Source organism: Paenibacillus sp. J22FR5 (genome assembly GCF_059691975.1).
Genome location: NZ_JCAUAN010000014.1, coordinates 1 through 16,809 on the forward strand (window position 1 = coordinate 1; position 16,809 = coordinate 16,809).

Sequence of the window (16,809 nt, forward strand, 5' to 3'; positions counted from 1 at the left end):
CTTTAACGAGCAAAGTAGACAACCCCTTTGGTGAAAATTAACCACATAATTAACTTCGCTAAAGGTGCAGGAAAATCCTGTTATATGATCTTGCCGTCGTAGAAAAAAAAGCCCGGTATCACAAATGGATAGCCCGGACTTTTTATCATTATTTGTGAAATTTCAGTGAATTCCATTCAACTCATGATGCCGCAAAGCGTGATGTATGTTTGAGTGTTAGTTCTCGATATCCCAATCCTGCACGTTTATTAACGTTCCGATATCCTTCGGTTCTCCTACCTTCACCTTTTTGGAGACAACTTTCAGACGAAAATCGGCATACAGTGTCATTTGAGGTAAATCTTTCTCCATCAACTCCTGCACCTTGTCGTAAATCTGGTGTCGCTTGGACGAATCCGTCTCTTTTATGCCCTGCTGTAAAAGTGTATCCATTTCCTGACTGCTATAAGCGGAGTAGTTGTTACCGGCGCCGGTTTTGAAAAAGAAAGATACGTCCGGATCCAGTCCAAAGGAATATCCTAGCATCAGAAGATCAAATTCCCCTTTCCTCCCCTTTTGACCTACTGTAGCGAGATCAAACTTGTTGACCTGCGCTTTGACGCCAACAGCCTTCAGATTTTCCGCAATGATGTCCGCACTTTGTTCTCGCGTTTTGTTGCCTATTGGAACAACCAGATTTAGCGTTTTATTGAAATCCCAACCTGCTTCCTGCAGCAGCTGCTGAGCTTTCTTCGAATCGTATGGATACGGCTTCAAGCTCTTGTTAAAGTAAGGGTGAACGGAAGTATAAGGAGTATCGACGATTTCAGCCTCGCCCTTCAGCAAGTTGGTCACTATCATTTCCCGGTTTATTGCATAGGCGATGGCTTGCCTCACTTTGGCATCAGGAATTGTTTTCGTATTAAAAGTCATTGTCTGATAGTCAAGAGGTTTGCCTTGAATCGTTCTAACACTAGACATGTTCTTCACTTTTTCAAAATCCTGCACGGCGATTGTGCCGATACCTGTGAAATTCATTTGAATCTCGCCACTTTGAAGTTGCGCAACAATGTTGGCCGATGGCATAATTTTGAAAAATAGCTTGCTGATCTTCGGCGCACCTTTGAAGTAATCTTTATTGGCTTCCAACTCGATGTACTGATTCTTCTCATATGAAGTAAATTTGAACGCTCCGTTCGACACGGACGGTTTTTGCACGAACGTATTCTCTCTGAATTTCTCAGGATCGACGTCTTTCAGCACGTGCTTTGGCATTGTCTTTAAGTTTTGTCCTATTTTATCTTTGAACAAATTTATGTCTATCGGCGACTTTGTGGTAAATTCGACAGTATAATCGTCGATTTTTTTGACTCCCTCCAGATCTTTCGCACCTTCTGGCAACTTGCCCCTATCGTCAAAGCCTTTGAGCATCGAGAAATAAGATGAAAAAGATGAAAGCACTTTCGGATTGCTCATCAATTGAATAGTGAACAATGTGTCGTCTGCCGTAACGGGCTGCCCGTCTGTCCATTTAGCCTTTGGATTCAGCTTGACTACGAAAGTCATATTATCTTTCGTTTCAATGCTGTCGGCCAGCATCGGCACAAAATTCATCGATTCATCAAGCATCACAAGCGGCGAGAACAAAACCTGGGTAATGAAATGCTCCGTATTGCCCGTCAGGTCGATCGGATTGAACATCAATGGAGCGTTCGTAATCCCGATATTGATCGATTTATTGTTTGCCACAGGAGCGGCGCTGCTTTTCTCGCTTTCCTTCGGTTTTTCACTCGTCTGGTTGCTGCTACAAGCTGCCAAGGTCATCATACTTATGATTAAAAGTAAAAATAATACATTTTTCCCCTTTTTTTGTGTCCCCATAACGATCCCCTTTTTTCATAATTTTTTGTTTACGATTTGGCACGCTCAAGGATCTATAAACCCTTTGCCACTTGCACCATCATCTGACCGACAGCCATAATAACGACAGATAAAATTTGATTGACAAAAATAATTCTGAAGGTGTTTCTATTCGGATTTGAAGTCTTCAGCCCCCTTCATACTTAAGATGGATTCAAGTATTCATGATTCAAATAATCTAGAAGGACTATGACACATATTTGTCAACGATCTGTCGAGCCAATTATTTACTAATGCCTCGAATATAACAGGTTGCTCAATCTGCAGGTTATGACCTGCCATGTCCAGTACGGAAAAGGTTCCCCTAGGAAAATTATTAATCAATCGCCAAGTATCCTTAAATCCAACAATGTGATCCTGCCGACCATTAATAACTAACGCCGGGTGCTCAAATGGCAGAGAGCCAGCATCGACATCGAATGTAAACCCATAACCGTTTTGGCGAATCCGACTCAAAAACTCACGATTAGCTTTTCTCGAAGGGATCAAAATATCTTCAAGAAACCTCTCCCACTCTCGTTCACCTTGTAAGACAGCCATTGAACCAAATTCAGCAGCGTCTTCTGATGACAACCGTGACGTTAGAGTAGGATCTTTCTTCAAAATTTGCTGCTCTGGGAGGCACCTTTCAGCGTAATTCGCTAACAACCATTGGAGCAAGCAACAACATACCACGAACAAGATTTCTACGAATATAAGCGATACCACGAGCAAGATATCCGCCATATGAATACCCACAAACCAAGTACGGTTCATTTGGAATAATCTGGCCCACACATTCAAGGACTGCATTTAATATATCATCCGAATTTTGGATCGTTTCCAACGGATTTGAATCACCCATCCCAGGCAAATCGATATATATCCTTTTCCATCCACTCCGTTTCTCAAATACTGGCTCTAGGCAGTTTAACATCACCTGATGATCCAATAACCAACCATGCAGTATAACAACCGGGTATCCTTCTCCGATCACCTTATAATTGATTGACATGGAATTACGATCTTCTTATCGGCCCGGGTTTCATACCGTCAGGGATCGGGCATTTATATACTCTGCCTTCCAGCCTCTCCCGATGCTCCGCTTTTGTACGTTCTAGCAATTCGGGCTGCAAAAGCAGTTCCAAGGCTGTCGCTCCAATCACTTTACCAGCATGCAGCATACCCTTGTGACCAATTGACATCCCCCCTTGGCTTACGACCTGCCAAGTATGAAATGGCGTCCCCAAAGCCACACAGGTCGTTTCGCACTGCACCGTCGGCACTTTCCAGCTGATATCACCCACATCCGTCGAACCCATCAGAATGTCATTCTTCAACTCATATCGTTCCAATCGGTCAGACAGGTTTTTACCCAACAATCCCCTCGGCACTTGGTAGCTTTTCTCCACCTCGGAAAGCGTAGAACGAATATCGCTAGCAAACTTGTCTTCCGCTTCATCAAATATAGGAATACCCACTTCGTTAAACTTGTCGTACATCAGTTGTTCCAGCGTTCTATTCACGATAAGTTCGGACGAGCCGGAATCAAACTGAATTTCCAGTTCGGTTTCTGTCATGAGCGCAGCGCCTCGTGCGACATTGCATACTCGCTCGTAGAAATCTGTGAGCTGCTCTGATTCGGGAACTCTCAGCTTGTACAACACCTCCGCTTCTGGCTGTACAACATTGGGTGAAATCCCTCCGGAATTTGTAATCGCATAATGAAGTCGAGCCTCCGGAACCAGATGTTCGCTCAAGTAATTAGAGCCAACGTTCATCAATTCAACCGCATCTAGCGCACTCCTTCCCAAATGCGGACTTGCCGCAGCATGAGAACTCCGACCTTTAAACTTAAAGTACACTTGACAAGTTGCCAAACAAGTGTGAGTGGAAATCTTGTTGGTTGCGCCGGGATGCCACGTTAATGCGGCGTCCACATCGTCGAAGAGACCGTTTTTCGCCATGAAGCCTTTACCGCCACCGCCTTCCTCCGCAGGACAACCATAGTAGCGAACCGTGCCGGGGAGTTTATGCTCCTCCATATATGACTTTACAGCGACAGCCGCCGCAAAAGCCCCAGTACCTAGTAAGTTATGGCCGCATCCGTGGCCGCTGCCACCTTCAACAACCGGATCTTTGCGTGATTCGGCTTTCTGTTGGCTGAGTCCAAATAATGCGTCATATTCGCCAAGAATCGCAATCACCGGCTTCCCTTCACCATAGCTCCCAACCACAGCCGTCGGGATGTCTCCCGCCTCACGTTGAACTGTAAAGCCTTCCTGCTCCAGCACAACACTCATCAATGCGGCTGATTTGTGCTCCTCATAGCGAGTTTCAGCGAATCCCCATATTTCGTCACTGACTTGGACGAACAAATCTCTCTTTTGATCGATCAGATCCGCAATGCTTCGCCCCGTTTGTGGCAAGTTCTGCAAATTCGCCATTTGAATCTCTCCCCCTCTTCGGCTCCGTGTATGACATGTAATATTTCATAACATACATAGTGATGTATTCTTACTTACATTTAACAACAAAGATGAATAGGTGAAAAGGCATCAAATTTCATTTTTCATCTCTTTTCTTAACCTTATTTATCAGCTTTCAGATATTGGTATCCTCATTTAATATTAAGAATCATTATTTAACTTTTATCTCCTAATAGGACGCGGAACTGCATCGTCAGGAATCGGGCTTTTGTAGGTACGCCCTTTAAGCGCATCCCGATGTTCAGCTTTCGCCTGTTCCAACAAATCGGGATTCAGCATCAACTCCAACGCCGACGCTCCCAACACTTTGCCTGCCTGCAGCATCCCCTTGTGAGCGAACGATGCCGCACCTTGACTCACTACTTGCCACGTGTGCAAAGTTGTGCCAAGCGCCATGCACGCCGTATACAGCTGTACAGTCGGCATTAGCCAACTGACATCCCCAAAGTCAGACGACCCCATCGCAATCCCGTTCTTCGGCACATATGGCTCTAGTTGAGCGGATAAATTGTGACCCATCAAGTTCTTTGGAGTCTCATTCGGCGCTCCCTGTTCTTTTTTCTCGACCTCGGTGAGCGTAGACCTGATCTCACTGGCAAACCGGTCCTCATCTGCGCTGTATTCGTGGGCACCTAGCTGCTCAAACTTTTCATGTACCATTTTTTCCATTACTCTATTCATAATCAGCTCGGACGAGCCGGAATCGAATTCAACTTCCAACTCCGTTTCCGTCATGAGAGCCGCACCTCGGGCAATATCATACACCCGATCATACATATCGGAAAGTTGTTCCGTTCGAGGAACTCTGAGTTTGTAAAGCACCTCGGCCTCTGACTGAACGACATTAGGCGAAATTCCCCCGGTGTTTGTAAACGCATAGTGTAGCCGCGCTTCGGGTATCAGATGCTCTCGCATGTAATTAGCTCCCACGTTCATTAGCTCAACCGCATCAAGCGCGCTGCTGCCGAGATGCGGACTTGCTGCGGCATGGGAGCTCCGTCCTTTGAATTTGAAATACACCTGACAAGTAGCAAGAAGCGTAACTGAGTTTACATAATTCGTAACCCCAGGATGCCAAGTCAAAGCAGCATCCACATCATCGAATAAACCGTTTTTAACCATAAACCCCTTGCCGCCTCCGCCTTCTTCCGCAGGGCAGCCGTAGTAACGAATCGTCCCAGGCAGGCCGTGCTCCTCCATGTAATGGCGAACGGCAACCGCAGCTGCCAGCGCTCCGCTGCCCAGAAGATTATGGCCGCAGCCGTGACCGTTTCCTCCCTCGATGACAGGCTCCTTACCCGTCTCACCTTTCATCTGGCTTAGTCCGGATAAAGCGTCATATTCACCAAGAATGGCTATTACTGGTTTTCCTTGACCGTAGCTGCCTACCACAGCCGTTGAAATTCCCCCAGCAGCCCTCTTCACCTCAAAACCTTCTTGTTCCAACACAACACTCATCAACTCAGCGGACTTACGCTCATCGTAGCGCGTTTCGGCAAATTCCCATATCTGATCGCTGATCTGGATGAACAGATCACGCTTCTGCTCGATCACTTCAGCTATTTTCTTTACCATTTTCGCCCCTCGTTCCCATGTCATACGATTATCCTCCTCAATGTTTCCTCACTTACTATTTAATAACATAAAGCCGACTATGAAAAAGGCGTTAAAATTCATTTTCCTCCTCTTTTCTTAACCTTCATTCCAACTTAAAAAAAACTTGGTGTCTTTACTTGCGAAAATAACTCTATATTTGTTATTTTTATGAAGACATCGAATTCAAGCTATAGGTTTTTATATTCCCTTGAAACGATACGTCAAAACCCTTTTTTTGCATGTCAGATTAATTCCCATCCCTTCTAGCGTAATGTTAGATTAAAGTGATATAATGTGAACCAAACTTTAGATAATCTAAAAATATAATACAGGGTGAGTGCACATGCATAAACTATTGATTGCGGATGACGAATATGAAATTCGGAATGGTCTAAGCAATTACATTCCATGGAACGAAATGGGCTTTGAAGTTGTGGGACAAGCTCAGAACGGTTTGGAAGCATTAGACTTTATCCGCAAGTCCCCCGTTGATGTATTGCTCTGCGATATTCGCATGCCGATCATGTCCGGAATCGATGTCGCTAGGGAGCTATACGAGCAAAAATCACCTATTCAAATTGTACTCATCAGCGGCCATCAAGAATTCAAATATGCGCAGCAGGCGCTTGAATTCGGCGTCCGCAGCTACCTGCTCAAACCTGCCAAATACTCTGAAATCGGCAACATCTTCAACCGGATCAAAGAAAGGTTGGATGAAATCACTCTTTCTTCCTCCTCCCCTGTCGAATCAAAGTCCGAGATGATCGAAGAAGAAAACGACGTCTCCTCCAAGGCAATACAAAAAATCAAAAATTATATCCATGAACATTACAAGGATGTATCTCTGGAGAATGCCGCCAAACTTGTATACATGAATCCCTACTATTTAAGCAAATATTTTAAGACGAAGACGGGGGAGAACTTCTCCGAATACGTCACACGCGTCCGAATGAATAAAGCCGCCGAACTGTTAAATGACATCAAGTATAAAACCTATGAAGTCAGCGAAATGGTTGGTTACAGCAATGCCAAAAATTTCACACGAACCTTTAAAAAACACTTCGGTCAATCACCCAGAGAATTCCGTAACATGGATTAAAAGGCGGTAACTATGAAAAAAACAACTCGTGCTTTCTTTATTCGCAACCTTTCTACCTTCTTAATTCCGATGTTAATTCCCATCCTTATCCTCGGTACCTTGTCAAGCGTGTTGATTCAACAATTCGTCAAAAAGGAAATTAATAATACCAGTGTGAATATTCTCAAACAAACGAAAGAGAATATCCAACTGCTCTTCGATGAACAGGAGTCGCTTTATTTGCACATTGTGGCAAGCGCTATCGAATTCAGCAATTTAAAAAGTATGTTGGAAAAGACTTTCCCTGAACCAGAGGATTATAAGAGGTTAGCCTCATTAAAAAACTTCATTGATTCTCCCGCAATTGGTAGACCATATATCGATTCAATCTACATTTATTTAAGCAACAGTAAGAACCGTTTCATTTCTTCTACAACCGGCGGACTAGTCGATCTCAATGACTACTATGACCGAAGCTGGTATACAAGCTTTAAGTCTCATTCTAAGGAAGAAGAAATGTGGACCGAGACCCGGGTGATCAAAAAATTAAATGTAAAAAATGTGCCTACCGATACGAGCTTGATTACACTCTACCGGCGAATTACAGTTTCGGACGAAAGCGACGGAATCATCGTTCTTAATATCAAACCTGAGTATATCCAACAGCGGCTAGATAGTCTTGCCACACAGAATGGTCAAATTCTACTGCTTATGAACCCCGAGAATAGTGTTTTGATCCAAAATGCTAATTCTCCTTATTTGAAAGATATCGACATGCCTTTCATTACAGATCAGCCGGAGTCCCTTTTCGAGATATCGGCGAAGAACCAAACTTTCGTCATCAACAAACTCTATTTAGAGAAGTATCATTGGACCTTGGTTTCCATCGTTCCCAAGTCATCATTGTATGAAGTGCCTAACCGATTAAATACCATAGCACTGACATTGCTAATTCTTTCTTTCCTTAGTGGAACGATACTTGCGTATTATTTGGCCAAAAATAACTACAGCGATTTGAAAACAATCGTCACTATACTTGATTCCGCGAAACACAGCCGACCTCTACCCCGATTGCCTAAAAAGGGTAAGAATGTATACAGTTATATCATGCACACCTTACTTCAAAATTTCATCGAACAAAATTATTTGCGCGTTCAACTTTCAGAACGTAAATACAAGGCACAAGCCATGGAATTTGCTGTACTTCATTCGCAGCTTAATCCCCATTTTTTATACAACACGCTCGACACACTCAATTGGAAAGCTGCGAGCTTGACAGGTAAGCCGAATGAAGTAAATATGATCGTGGAAAACTTATCAGATATATTGCGTTATTCACTGGAAGGAACGGACAAACTGGTCACCTTAAAAACGGAAATTGAAAATACACTGAGTTATATTAACATTCAGAAAGTACGTTATAAGGACAAGTTTGAAGTCATTTGGGAGTACGAACCTGAAGTAGAGAAATACAATGTGCTGAAATTGATCTTTCAGCCATTGATCGAGAACAGTCTCTACCACGGTATCAAAGAGAAAGAAGGAAACTGCAGCATCAAAATCCGAATTGATAAGAACGAATCACGACTCAATATTGCCGTAATTGACAACGGCATCGGTATCTTAGCGGATCGACTTGCCCAGCTGCGGACTCAGTTGGAATCCGCTCACTTGGAGCAGACACTCCGCATCGGCTTGTTCAATACGGAAAAACGTTTGAAGCTAACTTACGGAGAAAAATTTGGTATACACCTCCGAAGCAAGTTTGGCTGGGGCACGGCAATTTATATTACGATCCCAATTGATTGAAGATCATTTCCAACCCAATAATGAGAAAACAGCAGTCAAGAACATGCAAATAATGTTCTTGACTGCTGCTTGCTTTTTATGAAGAATTGAACCCATACTTTATACTGGCTTTATCGAATCTCTCCTATACGCCGCAGTTCCCAGAAACACTCCAGTTATTACAACTAATAAACCAAGAACATGATAGAGATACACATTTTCTCTTAAAATAACAGACGCACCAAAAATACCATAGAACGGGACTGTATTTAAAATGATCGAGGCTCTTCCTGGACCTAATTTCCTCACACTTTGATTCCAAACCACACTTCCCAATGCCGTTGCCAAAAATGAGGAGAATAAAAAGACGACAATTATCCCCCAATCCATTTTGACAAATACATCTACAATCGAGATCTTTTCCACAAACCATCCCAGCAATAGAAGCCATATCCCGCCGACGGTAAGCAAAAGACTGGTCATGTAGGCATCAGATAATGATCCATGGATTTTTTTAATAAGAACAAAGCTTAAGGATTGACAAAACATGGCCGCAAAAACAAGTAAGTCTCCCATATTAATTGAAAATACCGCCATATCATTCCATAGAATAAGGGAGATTCCTGCGATACCCAGAAAAATTCCCGCAATTTTCATAGATGTCAAACGATCGTTCAAAAGTAAAAAAGCCAAAACGGATGTCGTCAATGTCGTAAGAGCCATAATTAAGGAAGCATGTACAGCGCTTGTGTGAGTAAGTCCTATTGACAGTAAACTATGATGCAAGACCATACCAGTCAGGCAAATCAAGAATAAGTATAAGCCTTGGCGCAGATTGATAGGTTGAACTTGTCTTTTCCACAGCACATATAAAAATATCATGCAGCCAGCCGCAAAAAGTCTACAGCCTGTTATTTTAATTGGTTGGCTGTGTTCATTTATCAATTTAACTGCTATAGGATTCAACCCGAAAATGATGGTGATGATTACTAATAAAAAATATGTCTTGCCGTTTTTGTCAATCCCGTCCATGGTTCAACTCCATATCCCTTTATCTCAATACTTCTATACAGCGCTGAAAAACCGTTCCATCACGATAAATTCTTTCCCTCCCTTGGTAAAGATCGTCTCCGTTTCGATAAGTCCGAATTTTTGATAAAAAGAAACCTTATGGCTTCTGGCATTGCAAAAGATCCGCTTCATGCCCGCTTTTGCGGCTTCCGCGAACACATGAAACAGCAGACTGCTTCCATAACCTTTGCCCTGCTGTGATTCCAGTGTGGCAAATTTGCGGAACTGCGCTACCTCTCCCTGCATGAACAAGGACACCACCGAAATCAGCTGTTCCCCTTCAAATAGCCCGTAATGAACTCCCACATCGTCATCCTTCAGTTTGACGTAATCCACATGCCGATTTGGCCACATAACCTCATGTCTTAGCTGCCAGACTTGCTCTTTATTTATCGTTCTGATATCCACATCATCATCTCCGACATTGCATTATCTTACACCTTGGGCATTTCGTTAAAGAACGTCACGTTTTCAATTGACAGCCTTGTCGTCGGATGTCCGGGCTTCGCCGCCTTGCCGATAGCAATCAGCATAATCGGAACGTATTGGTCTGAAATACCGAAAGCTTGCATGAACTCTCCTTTGTCGTAGCCGCCTAACGGGACCGTATCGTAGCCTTTAGCACGGGCAATCAACATGAGCTGCATAGAGATCAATCCGCCATCGACGAGTGCGATCTGCTGGGATACTTCCGGCGGTCGGCTTTTGACTTTCCTAATGAAATTTTTCGCCGTCTCCTCAAGCATCAAGCCCTCTCTAACCGCCTGACCGTAAATTTCCTCCGCCTTCTTGTCGCTTTCCACGTCGCCAAGAACGGCGATGACGGCAGACGCTTCGACGACCTGCTGCTGATTGAAAGCGATCGGAAGAAGCTTTTGCTTCAACTCCGGCGAGTCAATAACGAGAAACCGCCACGGCTGCATGTTGGAGGATGAAGGAGCCCGGGTAGCTAATTCGAGCATTTGGGTCAACTCTTCACGCGGGATATTCACCGTAGGGTCGTAGCTTCGGACGGACCGGCGTTCCCAAATAACGTCGAAAAAATTTTGTTGTTCCAACTGTTGGGGCGCTTGCGAATGGGTCATTTTTCATTCTCCTCCTTAAGGATCTACAATCCCGCTGCGCATCTTGGAGTCTCTAATTTATCTACCATGAATTGAAAGTAACTCAACATGCCATCTCTTCTTCGGATAATATCGATATTTCCTTTATGGAAGAAAGCAATTTCAATAGTGTTAAATACGCCACGATTGATACCGAAGACCTTCTCACAATAATGTTGTAATAATAAATTGGGCAAATTACAGCAACTTGCTTCGGTGACTGTCGTCACTACGATCATTTCCATCATATCCCCCTCCATGTAAGTTAGGTATAAAAATAGGCTAGATTCCAATGAGCGTTAGGGTTGCCACCGGATAATGGACGTTGCCGCCCTCGAAAGCGGGAAACTTTTCTAAATCGGTGCGCATATCGTGTCTGACCGATGAATTGAGTGCTTCGGTCAGTGCCATAGGGCTGTCGAAGACCACTTTATTGCGCTGCATATAATTCACGCGCTGCTATGGCATTGCATCGATCCAGTCGATCCGCGTGTAAATTTCGATCTCTCGAATGCCGGGAAAGAGCTTCATGATCGGCGGATGGGAGGATATATAATAACCCAGCCATGCGTTGAGATCGCTCGTAGAACCCGGGTAATGTACAAGAAAGCTGCATGGCAATCCACCTGCCGGCACATTGAATGTCCCGTCCAACACCAGATAGGAACGCGTCAACATCACCTGTTGAGTAACGTTAGCGCTCGTAAGGCTCGGCCATGCGCCGGCCACTGCGAGCGCCTGCAGATGGCCCTCTTTCCCAATTGCTTCTTCAAGCAACGCAAGATCTTCGAAATAAAGCTGCATGGTGAATTGCGGTGAAGGACCGTCGTCATTGTAATAATCGCGAGCAGTTTATGGTGAGTACAGCTTTGCCTGCTTTAAGCCGGGTGTAGTTACAACGATGTTGGAAATCCCATTCAGATCCTTCTCGCTAATGCCGGATGCAGGATCGGACTCGTTCTGAAATGTTACGAAATAAGAGAAGTACATATGGTTTGCTCCTTGTCCTGCTTCTTGATAGTTGTATGATTGCCAATTTAAATTACTTCATTTAACCGTACTCATAAACTAACACGAGAAAAATAAAAAAACTGTTGCGACCGCTACAGTTTTTTTATTTTATTTGTCATTAAATTATGAACTCAACTTTCGCGCCTTAATAAAGCAGTCTGATCCCTTGCTGCTGTATGAGTACAGAAGAAAATTTTCCAATCTTGACAGAAAAACACCCTTTTTTGTTTGGTATCTTGGAAGTGTCGAGCAACCACGCGTCCTTCTAGTTTAGCTGTGTATCAGATTGCAATACATGCGAACGCAGAATCCTATGTAAGATACGCAACTTTATATTTGGTAACATTCGTTAACTACTTTCAGCGACTAATATATGCAATAGATGTCTTCTCTAAGGTTCGTATCTTTATTTAAGGATAAAAAATTTAGGTCTTGCACAGCCTAAATCATTTAACTTTCAATTGTCCGCTTACTCGTCCATTATATTTCGGAATTTCCAGACTTTTGTAAAGCATTTATCCTTTTTTCAGAATAAATTGATTATGTTCACCCAATAGTGGAGGCCGCATTTGAATTCCCCATGGCGTTTCATGGAAGATGTATGGCGCTCCAGGATAAATAAATGTTTCATTTAACTCGGGGTGCTCCACGGATACAAAAACCTTTCGGTCATCTCTAAGATGTTCGTCTTCCAGCATTTCTTCAGGCGCGCGAATTGGCGCCCATGGCAGGCCTATACTTTGCGCCTTGTGAAATATATAGTCGGAGTCAAATCGCAGACAAAACCGTTCCAGCACATCACAAACATGGCTCATTCTTGGGGCGCGGTAGTGATCTTCAATGTATTTGTCATCCCCTAGGTCTTCTTCCATCCCGTGGGACATCAGCCATGCCACCAGGGACCGCCATTTTTTTTCATTAATATAAGTATTTAAGCACAGTATATACTTGCCGTCTTTACACTTTAAGTTCCATCGAACGGAACGGTTCGGCAGCGCATGCCGCCCCGTTTGGCGATTCACATGAGCTTGTTGATAAATCCAATAAGGGATGGACATTTCGGTCGAGACCGTAACACAATCATGAACCGCAATATCCAAATATTGTCCTTCACCGTCCGACAATTCCTTATTTAACAGCGCACTGACAATCCCCATGGCTGCAAAGTAACCTGCCAAATGTGCCGATTGTCCTCCTGCAGGAGCAATCGGCGGTGCGTCGGGAATATCATCATATCCTGTTACAGCCATGATGCCTCCTAATGCCAATTGAATCAAATCGCTCGATTGATAATCTTTCCAAGGACCACTTTGACCGAACGGAGTGATCGAGCAGTAAACAAGTTGCGGAAAGCGCGTTGACAGCGAATGATAATCCAACCCCAACTCTTTCATTTGTCCGGGTTTGTAATCTTCGATGATAACATCGACATTTAGCAAGAGGTTAAACAAGTGCTGTTTTCCCTCATCTGTTTCAAGGTTCAGTGTAATGGATTTTTTCGAAGTGTTATAATGCCAAAAATAAAGGCTTCGATTGACATCGGGCTGATCCTGATAAAACGGACCCATTCGTCTAGAATTAGCTCCCTCCGATGGTTCAACCTTAATTACTTCCGCGCCCATATCGGCTAACAATTTCCCGGCATATTGCGTTAATTGGTCGCCGATTTCAAGTATAGTTATGCCTTCCAGAGCTCTGGCTATCATTTCGTCTCCCCCTTCCTATTCACCATAAAGGACGTACAGCTTTAAAGGATTCTTTTGGCATATCTGAAGGCCAAAGTGTACCGTCATCCATCATGTTTTTAATTTCCTCGTTCGAATATCCAAGGATACTTCCATACACATATTCGTTGTCTTCCCCCATTAATGGAGCCGCTTTGCTTATTTTGGACGAAGTTTCAGACATTTTGATAGGAATACCTTCTATTTTCCGGAGCCCTAACAAGGGATGTTCAATGAGTTCAAATAGCCCTCTATGTTGGAGTTGCTGATCTTTTTCCACAATATCTTCATTTTCCTGTAACGCTCCGCATGCGATGCCGTAGCTTTGCAAGCGGGACATTAATTCATATTTATTGAATTGCTGCGTATAGTTTTGAATGGCTTGATCCAGCTCTTCCTGATATTGAATGCGTCCGGACAAATGATCGAATCGTTCAGATTGTGCCCACTCCGGCCAGCCGATCACTTCCTTAAACCGCTCCCACTCCATATCCGAATAAATAGCGATCGCACACCAATCGTTATTTCCGCCTCCGGCACAGCGGTATAGATTGTGAGGACAAGCGACACCTCCCCTATAATCACTTCCATTTTTATTGGGGGATAGAACTGAACGGTTACCTGTCGGAAACCCCATTCGCTGGGATGAACGACCGTTGACTGTGAAATCCAAAAGGTTGGCGCCGGCCAAGTGCATCGCTGTTTCAACCTGGGAAATATCGATATACTGTCCTTTGCCGGTACGCTTTTTATGAAAAAGTGCCGTTAAAATGGAGTAAGCTCCCGTGTAACCTGCAATGATATCCAAATAGGAGTACCCCCAACCGCAAGGATGCTGATCCGGAAGACCCGAGATGTAGGTCATACCTGATAACGCAGCAGCAGTAGGTCCCCAAGTGCCGTACATCATCCGGCGTCCTGAATGGCCAAGTCCTGAAATGCTCATGTATATAATGCCTGGCGAAAGGATGGATAAATTTTCATAACTAAATCCCCATTTATCAAAGACTCCGGCGCTGAAATTCTCAGTAACAACATCGGACTTTCGTATAAGCTCCCTAATAATTGCCATGCCTTTTTCTGACTTCATATTAACGGTAATTCCTTTTTTCCCAGCATTTAAACTATTAAAAAAAGCGCCATTGTCTAGTCCAGGCTCATCATCCTTAGCATACATCGAAAAGCGCATGGCATCCGGCGACTTCGGCCACTCCACCTTAATCACTTCCGCGCCGAGTGCCGCAAGGATCCGGGTCGATGTCGAACCAGAAACGCTCCAAGTAAAATCAAGCACGCGAATTCCTTGCAGAATTCCTGGTTTACTCTCCATGGTGTCCCCCTCCATCTTCCGGCTTCCATTGAACTAGCGTGACTTGTTCGCTCACCTTCTCAAAAAACGCCTCCATCCGCATGCCTATTTGGATTTGCGTAGGATCCATGCCTACCGTGTTTCCAAGCATCCGGACACCATCCCCCAGATCAACGACAACCAATGCATAAGGAACTTTATCATTGAAATAAGGGTAAAAAGAACGATAAACAACATTAAACGTGTAGACAATACCTTTGGTTGGAACCGTTACCCAATTCAACTCCGTTCCAGGGGCGAAGGGCGAAAGAAACCGGGGCGGCCAAACTTTTTTTCCGGTTACCTGGCATTCTTGAACCATTAAAACCCCTTCTCTTGTCCCCTCCCAAAAAGGCTTGTATAAATTCCAATCACGAGACCAATCCGAATCACGATCTGGTAACGGTTTTAAAACTACGCTCTCACCATTCATCATTGAATACCTCCGCTCGCCAATTTAATTATGCAGGATAGCAATAGATCCATCTCCCATATCCCCATACCCCGTAACCAATCCAATCCGGGCATTAGACACTTGGGCAGCGCCTGATTCTCCCCGAAGCTGTTTCACTGCCTCAACTACATGATTGATTCCTACAACATGAGCTTGTGAAAGCAATCCTCCGTGTGTATTGATAGGCAGCTTACCGCCATAGGTAATTCTTCCGTTTTTTACAAACTCGGAAGCTTCGCCCCTTCCGCAAAAACCGATTTCTTCTAACTGGCGCAGGACGATAAATGTAAAGCAGTCATAAATCTCTGCGAAATCAATTTCATCCCGGGTTATTCCCGCCATTTCAAACGCTCTTGGTGCAGCGTAAGTAATCCCCATATCCAAAATATCCGGTCGGGTCGGCATATCATCCGGAACTTGTGAATGTCCTTCAGCAATGCCGGCAATATAAATGGGCTTCTTAAACCGATGGGCATTTTTCTTTGAAGTTACGATAACCGCTCCCGCCCCATCGACTTCCAAAGAACAATCTAAAAGCCGAAACGGCGATACTAACATGGGGGACTTTTGATAATCTTCTTCCGTCATCTCTCTGCCCCTCATATAGGCCTTTGGGTTATTGTGAGCATGCTTTCGGCAGGTCATAGCCACGATTTGCATCCCGATGGGATCGGGATTATATTCATAAAACCAACGATTGGCATGCAGTGAAAAATATTGCATCGGCACCATCAGTCCGTACGGGTATTCCATGTTATCTCGGTATTCTGCATTGGGCATGATCGTGTTATTATAATCTAGAATTCTAGGATCCGTTCCCCCTAGCCGAGGACCCGAAAACCCCCTTTGGCCTGTAGCAACGATGACATATTCGGCAACGCCATGATCTACTGCAAGCGCTGCGGCTTGAATAGCTGCAATACTGCTTGCTCCGCCCATTTCACTACGTCCGCTAAAATTTAATTGTTTCACGCCTAGGCCTGCGACCATATCCTCGCACCTGACATTATATCTCCACGGAGACATAATGCCATCAATTTCGGATGGGTGAATACCTGCATCTGTACACGCATTAACGGATGCCTCAATCAGCAATTGGGTCAATGACTTATTCGTCCCTCTTACAAAATCTGTTTCACCGACTCCGACAATACACACTCTGTCACTTAATGAACGGTTCATGAAGCCCCTCCTCTTATCCATTTATGTTTTTACTTCATCTGCCTATTTTCAAGTATAAGGAAACCCCTTTAACAAAAAGTAAAAAAA

Annotated in this window: 16 protein-coding genes and 1 pseudogene; 2 read left to right on the forward strand and 15 right to left on the reverse strand. The window is 44.1% G+C overall.

Annotation, left to right across the window (positions count from 1 at the left end; all coding sequences use genetic code 11):
• Nucleotides 1-216: 216 nt before the first annotated feature.
• From AC58P7_RS18315 to AC58P7_RS18330, 4 genes and pseudogenes are all read right to left on the reverse strand, one after another.
• A complete protein-coding gene (locus AC58P7_RS18315) occupies nt 217-1,860 on the reverse strand; it encodes an ABC transporter substrate-binding protein (protein ID WP_497345305.1) in 1,644 nt (547 codons plus the stop codon).
• A gap of 201 nt (nt 1,861-2,061) precedes the next feature.
• Nucleotides 2,062-2,893: pseudogene (locus AC58P7_RS18320) on the reverse strand (alpha/beta fold hydrolase).
• Nucleotides 2,894-2,897: 4 nt separating this feature from the next.
• The gene (locus tag AC58P7_RS18325) at nt 2,898-4,325 is read right to left on the reverse strand and encodes a M20 family metallopeptidase (protein ID WP_497345307.1); all 1,428 of its coding nucleotides are present in this window, start codon (nt 4,323-4,325) and stop codon (nt 2,898-2,900) included.
• Between the two features lie 204 nt (nt 4,326-4,529).
• Nucleotides 4,530-5,966, reverse strand: coding sequence for an amidohydrolase (locus AC58P7_RS18330; RefSeq protein WP_497345309.1), 1,437 nt, complete (start codon nt 5,964-5,966; stop codon nt 4,530-4,532).
• Nucleotides 5,967-6,306: 340 nt separating this feature from the next.
• On the opposite strand from AC58P7_RS18330, the gene AC58P7_RS18335 reads away from it, so the two are divergent.
• Complete coding sequence (locus AC58P7_RS18335) at nt 6,307-7,062, forward strand: response regulator transcription factor (protein WP_497345311.1); 756 nt, start codon at nt 6,307-6,309, stop codon at nt 7,060-7,062.
• Nucleotides 7,063-7,074: 12 nt separating this feature from the next.
• The gene (locus AC58P7_RS18340) at nt 7,075-8,850 is read left to right on the forward strand and encodes a cache domain-containing sensor histidine kinase (RefSeq protein WP_497345313.1); all 1,776 of its coding nucleotides are present in this window, start codon (nt 7,075-7,077) and stop codon (nt 8,848-8,850) included.
• Between the two features lie 99 nt (nt 8,851-8,949).
• Here AC58P7_RS18340 and AC58P7_RS18345 read toward each other — a convergent pair whose 3' ends face one another.
• The 11 genes from AC58P7_RS18345 to AC58P7_RS18395 form a co-directional block, all read right to left on the reverse strand.
• Nucleotides 8,950-9,861, reverse strand: coding sequence for a DMT family transporter (locus AC58P7_RS18345; protein ID WP_497345315.1), 912 nt, complete (start codon nt 9,859-9,861; stop codon nt 8,950-8,952).
• Nucleotides 9,862-9,894: 33 nt separating this feature from the next.
• Nucleotides 9,895-10,308: a GNAT family N-acetyltransferase gene (locus tag AC58P7_RS18350; RefSeq protein ID WP_497345317.1), complete on the reverse strand. Its 414-nt coding sequence runs from the start codon at nt 10,306-10,308 to the stop codon at nt 9,895-9,897.
• A gap of 26 nt (nt 10,309-10,334) precedes the next feature.
• Nucleotides 10,335-10,985: a nitroreductase family protein gene (locus tag AC58P7_RS18355; RefSeq protein WP_497345319.1), complete on the reverse strand. Its 651-nt coding sequence runs from the start codon at nt 10,983-10,985 to the stop codon at nt 10,335-10,337.
• A gap of 23 nt (nt 10,986-11,008) precedes the next feature.
• Nucleotides 11,009-11,248, reverse strand: a complete 240-nt coding sequence (locus tag AC58P7_RS18360) for a hypothetical protein (RefSeq protein ID WP_497345321.1) — start codon at nt 11,246-11,248, stop codon at nt 11,009-11,011.
• A gap of 37 nt (nt 11,249-11,285) precedes the next feature.
• The gene (locus AC58P7_RS18365) at nt 11,286-11,447 is read right to left on the reverse strand and encodes a hypothetical protein (RefSeq protein ID WP_497345323.1); all 162 of its coding nucleotides are present in this window, start codon (nt 11,445-11,447) and stop codon (nt 11,286-11,288) included.
• A 15-nt stretch (nt 11,448-11,462) separates the two neighbouring features.
• A complete protein-coding gene (locus tag AC58P7_RS18370; protein ID WP_497345325.1) occupies nt 11,463-11,807 on the reverse strand; it encodes a hypothetical protein in 345 nt (114 codons plus the stop codon).
• A gap of 48 nt (nt 11,808-11,855) precedes the next feature.
• Complete coding sequence (locus AC58P7_RS18375) at nt 11,856-11,993, reverse strand: hypothetical protein (RefSeq protein WP_497345327.1); 138 nt, start codon at nt 11,991-11,993, stop codon at nt 11,856-11,858.
• A 536-nt stretch (nt 11,994-12,529) separates the two neighbouring features.
• Nucleotides 12,530-13,720, reverse strand: coding sequence for a CaiB/BaiF CoA transferase family protein (locus AC58P7_RS18380; protein WP_497345329.1), 1,191 nt, complete (start codon nt 13,718-13,720; stop codon nt 12,530-12,532).
• 19 nt (nt 13,721-13,739) lie between these two features.
• The gene (locus AC58P7_RS18385) at nt 13,740-15,068 is read right to left on the reverse strand and encodes a CaiB/BaiF CoA transferase family protein (protein WP_497345331.1); all 1,329 of its coding nucleotides are present in this window, start codon (nt 15,066-15,068) and stop codon (nt 13,740-13,742) included.
• Entirely contained in the window at nt 15,058-15,522 is a 465-nt protein-coding gene (locus AC58P7_RS18390; RefSeq protein ID WP_497345333.1) for a Zn-ribbon domain-containing OB-fold protein, read from the reverse strand. Before AC58P7_RS18390 ends, AC58P7_RS18385 begins: the two co-directional genes overlap by 11 nt.
• 21 nt (nt 15,523-15,543) lie before the next feature.
• The gene (locus AC58P7_RS18395) at nt 15,544-16,722 is read right to left on the reverse strand and encodes a thiolase family protein (RefSeq protein WP_497345335.1); all 1,179 of its coding nucleotides are present in this window, start codon (nt 16,720-16,722) and stop codon (nt 15,544-15,546) included.
• Between the last annotated feature and the right edge of the window lie 87 nt (nt 16,723-16,809).